Here is a 9,135-nt window from a genome sequence, read left to right on the forward strand (position 1 = left end):
GTTCCCCACTATTAATGTAAAAAATGTGCAAAGACAGTCATTGATAATCGTTTTCATTTCTAATATTATACTTTAACAAAATAATATTGGAGCTTCAGACATGAAACGATTGTTAACCCCCATCGCAATTTGCGTTACAGGTGCGATGCTTACAGCCTGCGGACCAGCTACCGTAAAAAAAGAATCTAGCGTTATCACAGCAGATTCAGTTGTCGTTCATTATGCTGATATTGCCGAAGCTGTTTATGGTGACTCTTTAACAACTGCAAAAACACTTCGTTCCTCTATTGATACATTCTTAGCTAATCCTACAGAAGTAAACTTGAAAGCCGCTCGTACTGCATGGGTTGCTGCTCGTGTTCCTTATCAGCAAAGCGAAGTCTATCGCTTCGGCAATCCAATTGTGGATGAGTGGGAAGGTAAAGTTAACGCTTGGCCATTAGACGAAGGCCTGATCGATTACGTTGCAGCAGACAGCTACGGAACCGAATCCGATTTAAACCCTCTTTATGCTGCAAATGTTATCGCCTCTACAAGTTTGATGATTGGCGGCGTGAAAATAGATACAACCAATATTACTCCTGCACTTATTGCCGACAGCCTTCAAGAAGCTGATGGCGTAGAAGCAAATGTCGCTAGTGGTTATCACGCCATTGAGTTTTTACTATGGGGTCAAGATCTAAACGGCACTAATCCTGGAGCGGGCGAACGTCCTGCTACGGATTTTGATCTAAATAATTGTTCAAATGGCAACTGCGATCGTCGCCGTGACTATTTAGTAGCGGCTACCGATTTGCTTATTTCCGATTTAGAAGAAATGGCGAATAATTGGAAACAAGGTGGCGCTGCACGTGTTGCATTATTGGAACAATCACCAGAACAAGGCCTATCTACTATTCTTACCGGTATGGGAAGTTTGGCATATGGCGAATTAGGTGGCGAAAGAACTAAACTTGGTTTGATGTTGCACGACCCAGAAGAAGAACATGACTGCTTCTCTGACAATACACATTGGTCACACTACTATGACGCTAAAGGCATCAAAAATGCCTATCTAGGTGAGTACAAACGTGTAGACGGTAGCTGGGTTAAAGGTGCATCTCTATCTGATCTTGTCGCTAAGCAAAACCCTCAGTTAGACACAGAAATGAAGCAAAAGCTAAACGAAACAGAAGCTGCTGCACAGGCAATGGTAGATGCCGCTAAAAAAGGCCAGACCTTTGATGTTCTAATTGCGATGAATAACACTAAAGGCAATCAACTGGTACAAAACTTTGTTGATTCATTAGTTAATGAAACACGTACTACTGAAGAAGTCATTCATGAGTTGAACCTTGAAGGTATTGCTCTTGAAGGGTCAGACAGCTTAGACAACCCAAGTGCGGTATTTCAATAGAGAGCAGAATAATCTGCCACCCTATAAAATTAACGAATGGGATACCAAGGAAGATGTGTCATTTAGTCAGTTAATGGTATTTGTCTATTTATGACAGCAAATGTAAGAAATGGTATTTTTCTAGTAGCTGGCGTTTACGCCAGCTTTTTTTGTTTTCAGAACACAGCTGTAGCCAGTGATTATTCAACACCTCTTGTAGGAATTAAGGTTGAAGACAAACTCGACTTTCATATTGGCGAAGGTGTATTTCAAAAGTTTTGGGTACCAGCACCCTCTTCGACGACCGCTAGCGATGGTTTAGGTCCGCTATTTAATACTCGCTCGTGCAATAATTGCCATGTCAATAATGGTCGTGGTCACGCTCCAGAAGCGAATATAAGTGGCGCATCCGTTCCTTCTTTTTTAATTAAGCTAGGAAAGTCTTACCCTGCTTACGACAACAAGACCAATAAAATCTATCCTCACATTGGCGACAAACGTTATGGACATCAGTTACAAGGCCAAAGCTCTCCAGGTATTTCGCCTGAAGGCGATTATTACCTCACCTACAGTACGTACACTGAAACACTAGACGATGGTACAGAAGTCAAACTAAGAAAACCCAAACTTCATTGGAGCAAGCTTAATTATGGCGACTTCGAAAGCAACACTGGCTTTACCATGCTGGTATCACCAGCTTTGGTTGGAATGGGGTTATTAGATAACATTCCTGACGAAATAATTATATCTGGCGCCGATCCTGACGATACAAATAACGATGGCATTAGTGGACGTGTCAGCTGGATATTCAATGGTGAAAAAAAGGTCATTGGTCGTTTTGGCTATAAAGCCTCTGTGGCAAGTGTTAGCGCGCAAAATCAGTCTGCATTTAATACCGATTTAGGACTATCGACGCCGCTTAATCCGTCACCGTCGGGCGACTGCACTGCTTTTCAACGCGATTGCATGGAAAGCCCAAATGGTAACAGTCCACATTTAGATAATTTGGAAGTCGATAAACAGCAAGCTAGATTGGTCGATCTTTTTGTATCATTGTCTTCACCTCCAGCAATGCGTAATCTAACCAGCGACATTTTTTTAGACGGAAAGCGCTTTTTTGAAGAAGGAGGTTGCGCTAGCTGTCACATTCCCAAAATGAAAACGGGCAATAATTCAGATTTTGCGGTATTAAATAATCGTACTTTTTACCCTTTTACAGACATGCTATTACACGATATGGGACCAGAACTCGCTAGTGGATTTCCAAGCTTTTCAGCATCCTCGAGCGAATGGCGAACAGCGCCATTATGGGGCATTGGATTATCTGAAAAAATCTCAGGCCGTGTTGGCTTCTTGCATGATGGTCGTGCTCGAACAATAGAAGAAGCCATTCTTTGGCATGGCGGAGAAGCTAAACGTAGCAAAGAATTTTATAAGAATCTAAACAAAGAACAACGCAAAAAACTCATTTACTTTTTGGAGTCGCTTTAATGAAACATTTTCCTAAGCTAATAGCCCTAGCCATTAGCGCTTCCACACCTCTGCTTGCCTTAGCTGGTCAGTGGGAAGGTCCACTCGACGGCATCGTAGCCAACGTGGTCAAACAAGGCTATGAATCCTATTCTGAATCATCAAAGACATTACAACAACGCACAGATGCACTCTGTGCTTCACCATCTAAAGAAACACTTCATGACGCGCAAGACGCGTTCCAGACCAATGCGTTGGATTGGCAGCAGGTTCAGTGGCTAAACTTTGGCCCCGTCACTTACTTTATGCGTTACTACGCTTTTGAGTATTGGCCCGACAAAAAAGGCGTCACTCAACGTCAACTAAGAGCTCTAGCACAAGGCGATCCTGCAGTTATGGATGCACCAAAATTCTGGACATCAGCGAGTATTGCGGTACGCGGCTTAACGGCAATCGAAAGTTTGCTTTACCACCCTGATTTCGAGCCAATACAATCTGCCGAGCATTGTCGTTTGCTTGAAAAAGTCACAGCTCATCACTTAGAAAGTGCTGACGCTGTCGCAAAGCAATGGCAAAACGGAACAGCACAAGATTGGGTATTTGACGAAGAAGGTACTGGCTTTGATCCAGAAAAAGTCGCACTAGAATTGTTTTTACAGCAATGGATCGAGCATATGTCGGCGGTTAAAGACGCCAAGCTTGAAACCCCGATAGGCTATAACAGCCGTGAAAACCTAAAACTTGCCGAATTTTACCGAAGCGATCTTTCCTTAAGAGCCATCCAAAAGAATTTGCAGTCATATCGTGAGATTTATCATGCAGGCTCACCGTCTTTGTATGAAATCGCCAAACAGAAAAATCCTGAGCTAGCTGAACAGTTTGAAGTACAACTAACGCAGAATATTAAATTAGCACTTCAATTACCGAGTGATTTTTTCCATGCAAACCATACACAAGAAGATCGTATTGCTCTAGCGAAACCTTTAGTGAAATCGATATCTAATAGCCAGTCTTATCTCGCCAGTATGGTTACTCAACTAGGCTTCCAGATAGGCTTTAATAGCAGAGACGGAGACTAACCATAGATGCTTTCAAGACGGTCTTTCCTTGCGATGAGTGGCGCAGTCATTACTGCACCATCATGGGCAACATTAACCCAACAGGATGCAGGTAAGAAACTTTACGCCTCCGCATATTCCTTGAATAAACAAGAACATTTTTTTGGTCTATTCGATGAAAAAGGCGACATAGTATGGAATGTTCAACTTTTAGATAGAGCACACGCTCCGGTTGTCCACCCTAGCCAAAGCATTGTTGGTATTGTTGCCCGAAGGCCTGGTTTTTTTATAGATTTCTTTAATGTATCGACTCATCAAAGAATAACGAGAATCGAGCCTATTAAAGAACATCATTTTTATGGTCACGCTCTTTTTACCACTGATGGCAAACACCTAATCACTCAAGAAAACCACTACCCATCCGGACAAGGTAAAATATTTGTGCGCGATTGGCCAAGTGGCCAGGTGATTCAATCTTTTAACAGTAATGGTATTGGCCCTCATGAGTCCGTTCTTTTAAATGACCAAGTATTAGTGATTGCCAATGGTGGATTGATGACTCATCCAGACGAAGACCGAAAAATCTTAAATCTGGATACCATGAAGCCAAACGTTACTTATCTAAATCTAAAAGATGGTAGCATTTTAAATCAGTCTGCCAATAGCGATGATTTACACCAATTGAGCATCCGACACCTTGATGTAAACCAACAAGGAATCGTTGCATTAGGTTTTCAATATCAAGGCGAAATGTGGGACCAAGTACCATTAGTTGCCCTATCTCGTCTTGATCAGTTAGAACTAGAATATCTGCCTATTCCAGAAGAAGTGAGAGTTAGATTTAAACAGTACTGTGGCAGCGTTTGCTTCGATAGCTCAGGTGAAATACTTGCTATAAGTACACCTAGAGGTGGATTAGTTGCCTACTGGCATGTGAGCTCAAAAACCTTCTTAGGAGTGGAAAACTGCCGAGATGTTTGCGGTCTGGTTGCTACAGACAACGCCCATGAATTTTTACTAACAAGCGGTATTGGCTCTCAACTAAAAAGCAATCCTGTACAAAACGTCAGCAAAGAGCTCAAAAAATACACAACCTTACATTGGGACAATCATTTACGACAAATAAACACATGATTTTTTAATTTAAATTATAAACTGGCATAGTCAAATTCTTGATTTTTAGGTACTGTCTATTGAAAGCCGCAAATAACTGCGGCTTATTTTTTCGCATTATGAAGTTTATTAATGTTTATCAATTTTCTTAAAAATTATTTTTTGGTTGATTCAGCGCAATCTGCAGGAGGCGATGAAAAAGCACTCCAGCAAAACGCTTTACGAATTTTACTCGCGCTGACGACCTGCATCTTTATAGTGTCAGAAATACATTCGTTATTTATCCCAAGAGACCTCTCCTTTTTAGGAATCAATAGCGTGTATTTATGTCTTCTCGGAGGGCTACTTTACTTCAGTAAAAAACACACAAAGATTACAGCAGTTTTATTTCTTATCACTCTAATCACAACAAGCTTTCTGCTACTGGCGTTCAGCGATGAATTTCATGCTGAAAAATACGCTTTAGTATCTCTATATTCTTTGCCACTCATTACTCGCTTGCTTTTCAGCTTTAAAGCCTCCTTAGTAGCGATGATTATTAATATCTATCCTTTTTACTTGGTGACTAGTGATAACACCCAAATAGACATCGCATCTTCTTTCTATTTTCAGTTACTCACGTTTGTTACACTGAACATTGGCTTACCTTTCGCAGTCTCAAGAATTATTCAAACTCTCGAAAACAACACCTCTCACATGCGATTGCTTTATCAAAAACTTAATGATAATTACGCCATGTATGAGGAATTTTTTGAGAACACAGGGACGCCTACTTTACTTTGCGATCAACGAGGCAAAATCCTCAAAGCTAATCAATTAGTTCGTGAGTTACTTACAGATTCCCCACAAAAAAACATATCAGATTCAACCATTACTGATTGGCTATCTCCTCTTGGTGAAACTGGTCGTTTTTTTTGGCAATCAAACATAGCGGAATGCACACTAAAGCAAAAAACAAACATACACATTGAGATACGTAGAGCATCGTTAACCCAACATGGTTATTATGTTCTTCATTTGCAAAACACGACTCAATTAAAAGCAATACAGCAAGAACTTGAAAACACACAACAAACTAACAGTCGTTTAGCACACTTTGATTTACTCACACTTTTACCTAACCATAGACACTTCTGTAGACAAGTAAATCAACGCATTGATGAGCAAGACAATCACTTAACTGGTGCTATGTTCATTATCCGTATCAGCCAGTTTAAATTACTAAATAAACAATACGGTAAAGATAACGCCAACAAAGTTATTCTCAATTTCTCAAAAACACTGCAAAAAAAGCTATCCGAACAAGCCATTATTGGTCGCTTACGAGGCGTAAAATTTTCCTGTTTTGTACCATTAGGACAAGCTTATTTAATTCAAAAAAACCTATCTGCCCTCATACATTCTGTACTACCTAGCCAGATAACAGTTGATGGCAATAGATTAAATATGGACTATCAAGTTGGTATAGCCTATTACCATACCGACGGTAAAACGGCAGAAGAACTATTAGAACACTGTGAAATGGCATTAGAGTATTCGACAAGTACAGATAGATTCTCATACTACAACCACAGCCTCGAACAAAAACTCATTGAAGAACACAAGCTTGGCCTAAAGTTGAGTACAGCCATTAAAAATAAAAAAATAGTATTATGGCTACAACCACAAGTATCGCCAAATGGACAAATCCGCTCCTTTGAGGCTCTCGCTAGATGGCAATGTGATGGACAATTTGTTCCACCTACCACTTTCATTAAAATCGCAGAAAAATTAGGCTTACTTCCGCTACTTGCCGAAAACCTAGTACGCGAACTCGTAAGCACTCTCACAGAATGGCATAAAGAGCATATTCATACTCCAATAGCCTTTAATCTGGCTGGGCAAGAACTTATGAATGATTCATTTTTTGCTCTGTTGATGGCATTGATTGCTGATAACCCATGGTTGAGTGATATGTTAGAACTTGAGATTACAGAAACCAGCCCAGTAATGACTCACCCGCTTATACACAAGCGTTTAAGAAGCTTATCTCAATATGGCTACTCAATTGCCATTGATGACTTTGGCACAGGTCAGGCGTCACTGGGACAGCTTGTAGACATTCCCGCTAACATTCTCAAAATAGACCGTCGTTTTGTTTCTCCCTTGCCTGGCGATCAACGTCATGTAGATATAGTGAAATCCACCATACAACTAGCAGAATCACTTGGCATGAAAGTGATTGCAGAAGGTATCGAAACCAAAGAACAAGCTAATCTGCTGGCAGCACTAGGCTGCCAGACACTACAAGGCTATTACTTTGCCAAACCTTCCCCTATGTCAGACTGGACAGAAAGAGATAACGCCAAAGCAAAAGAACTGCGCATGGTATATTAAGACACTTTATCAAAAGTAATAAAAACAACGCCCTCCTCAAAATATCATCAAATGCCAGACACAAAAAAGCCAGAGTTCAAATTGAATTCTGGCTTTTTTAAAGTGCAATAACTATGAAGGGATGACTTAGAACGCCATGTTCATAGCAACAGAGACAACATTGGCTGAGGATTCATAATCTGCGTTTAACTTCCCACGAGCAGAATCTTCAGTTAAACCACTACGATTAACTGAAACATCCTCTATCATCACATGGGTAAAGGCGAAGGTAGCCGATGTCATATCATTGAAGTTATAAGTCCCGCCAATAGAGATCCATTTACGATCACCATCCGGTGTACGAGCAGAACGATACTCATCAGTAACAGGCGAATTATCCATAGCAACACCAGTCCGTAAGGTCAACTTATCAGAGTAGAAGTAAGTCAAGCCCGCAGAATACATCCATTGATCTTCAAAACCAAAAGTAAGTACTGAGTTACTTTGCGCGCTATCAAAGTCAATATTAATACCATCCATTGACCCCCAACCCGTTCTAATAGCAGTAAGACCTAACACTAATTTGGGTGTCAAATCCTGCTCAACACTCAATGCCAGTACTGAGGGAAAAGTAATTGAGTCACTTACAGAAGCATCAGAAAGTTTAGCATATCCTGCTAAAGCGCTATTCACATCAGTATATTTTACATCACCCTTGAAATCAAAATCCACTTCACTACGATACCCTAAACCTACACGTGTACCTTTTCTTGGTTCTAATGCCACACCCAAACTATATCCGTAACTTATATCGTCCGCCTCAATGCGACCAACGCCCTCTCTTAAAGGAGCATTAACTGCACCTACAGACGATTCTAAGACAACTTCCGCACGATGCACTTGAATACTCGCACCTAATGACACCCAATCATTCATACGATGTGCAAGAGCAAAACTTAATGCAATATCTTGAATTGCTGTTTCCGTAGCATGAAAACGGCCAGCCCAATCTTGACCATAATCACCCGACAAACCAAACGGTACGTTTAACGAGATGCCAGCCACAGTCTTATCATTAATAGGTTTCGCAAAATAGAAAGCAGGAACTAAAGTATTATCAACAGAATCATTTGTCGCGCCATCTGCAGTTAAATCTGTACCCTGAGCATCTGATGCAGAATTTACTGTCACATCCATACTTGGCATGACATAAGCACCCGATGCATAAACTGTTGTCTCTTTAGCATTTACAAAGAGCGCAGGGTTCCAGAAGCTGGCAGAAATATCTTCATTAGAAGCCGCTACACCACCTAAGGCCTTACCTGAAGCTGTAGCACTGTGATCATTTAAAGCAAAACCTGCAGAATAAGCTGATGACGCTGCTGCCACAGAGACCGCAACAAGACTTGCTCTAAACATGAATTTTGAGGAAGTAGTCATAAATAAGCTCCATTGTTATTTTTATTGGAAATTTTATTTTTTATCATTGTGTCACTTATACGCTTCAAGTATAGAAGCACATAGCCTGATATTACCAGCAAGTATTTCTTACGCAATACAATATTTACACAATATTAGGCTAAAAAGGAAAAATAATGATAAGTAATAGATAAACTTACAATATAAAAAATAATTTTGAGGGATTTACCATAAAAAATACGAAGGAAGGTAAATTTTTGAGCTGAATAAGATTTTTGATTAGGTAGGAAAATAAATAGGGAATAATTAACGATATGGTGGGTGTGGAGAGGTTCGAACTCCCGA

The 9,135-nt window shown here is 40.4% G+C and carries 6 protein-coding genes; 5 read left to right on the forward strand and 1 reads right to left on the reverse strand.

What is annotated here, in order from left to right; all coding sequences use genetic code 11:
* The first annotated feature begins 100 nt into the window (after positions 1–100).
* The 5 genes from TY87_RS17365 to TY87_RS17385 all read left to right on the forward strand — a co-directional run bounded on the left by TY87_RS17365 (position 101) and on the right by TY87_RS17385 (position 7,392).
* Entirely contained in the window at positions 101–1,396 is a 1,296-nt protein-coding gene (locus tag TY87_RS17365) for an imelysin family protein (RefSeq protein ID WP_100188050.1), read from the forward strand.
* A gap of 90 nt (positions 1,397–1,486) precedes the next feature.
* Entirely contained in the window at positions 1,487–2,866 is a 1,380-nt protein-coding gene (locus tag TY87_RS17370; RefSeq protein WP_100188051.1) for a di-heme oxidoreductase family protein, read from the forward strand.
* Positions 2,866–3,924 (forward strand): imelysin family protein, encoded by a 1,059-nt coding sequence (locus TY87_RS17375; protein WP_100188052.1) that lies wholly within the window; start codon positions 2,866–2,868, stop codon positions 3,922–3,924. Before TY87_RS17370 ends, TY87_RS17375 begins: the two co-directional genes overlap by 1 nt.
* Positions 3,925–3,930: 6 nt before the next feature.
* The gene (locus tag TY87_RS17380) at positions 3,931–5,037 is read left to right on the forward strand and encodes a DUF1513 domain-containing protein (protein ID WP_100188053.1); all 1,107 of its coding nucleotides are present in this window, start codon (positions 3,931–3,933) and stop codon (positions 5,035–5,037) included.
* Between the two features lie 111 nt (positions 5,038–5,148).
* Positions 5,149–7,392, forward strand: coding sequence for a GGDEF domain-containing phosphodiesterase (locus tag TY87_RS17385; RefSeq protein ID WP_100188054.1), 2,244 nt, complete (start codon positions 5,149–5,151; stop codon positions 7,390–7,392).
* A 126-nt stretch (positions 7,393–7,518) separates the two neighbouring features.
* Here TY87_RS17385 and TY87_RS17390 read toward each other — a convergent pair whose 3' ends face one another.
* Entirely contained in the window at positions 7,519–8,811 is a 1,293-nt protein-coding gene (locus TY87_RS17390) for an OmpP1/FadL family transporter (protein WP_100188055.1), read from the reverse strand.
* Positions 8,812–9,135 lie beyond the last annotated feature (324 nt).

Source organism: Marinomonas sp. BSi20584 (assembly GCF_002792415.1).
GTDB lineage: Bacteria > Pseudomonadota > Gammaproteobacteria > Pseudomonadales > Marinomonadaceae > Marinomonas > Marinomonas polaris.

Coding starts and splice junctions, on each gene's coding strand:
- TY87_RS17365 (WP_100188050.1), top strand. CDS start 101: ATGAAACGATTGTTAACCCCCATCGCAATTTGCGTTACAGGTGCGATG.
- TY87_RS17370 (WP_100188051.1), top strand. CDS start 1,487: ATGACAGCAAATGTAAGAAATGGTATTTTTCTAGTAGCTGGCGTTTAC.
- TY87_RS17375 (WP_100188052.1), top strand. CDS start 2,866: ATGAAACATTTTCCTAAGCTAATAGCCCTAGCCATTAGCGCTTCCACA.
- TY87_RS17380 (WP_100188053.1), top strand. CDS start 3,931: ATGCTTTCAAGACGGTCTTTCCTTGCGATGAGTGGCGCAGTCATTACT.
- TY87_RS17385 (WP_100188054.1), top strand. CDS start 5,149: ATGTTTATCAATTTTCTTAAAAATTATTTTTTGGTTGATTCAGCGCAA.
- TY87_RS17390 (WP_100188055.1), bottom strand. CDS start 8,811: ATGACTACTTCCTCAAAATTCATGTTTAGAGCAAGTCTTGTTGCGGTC.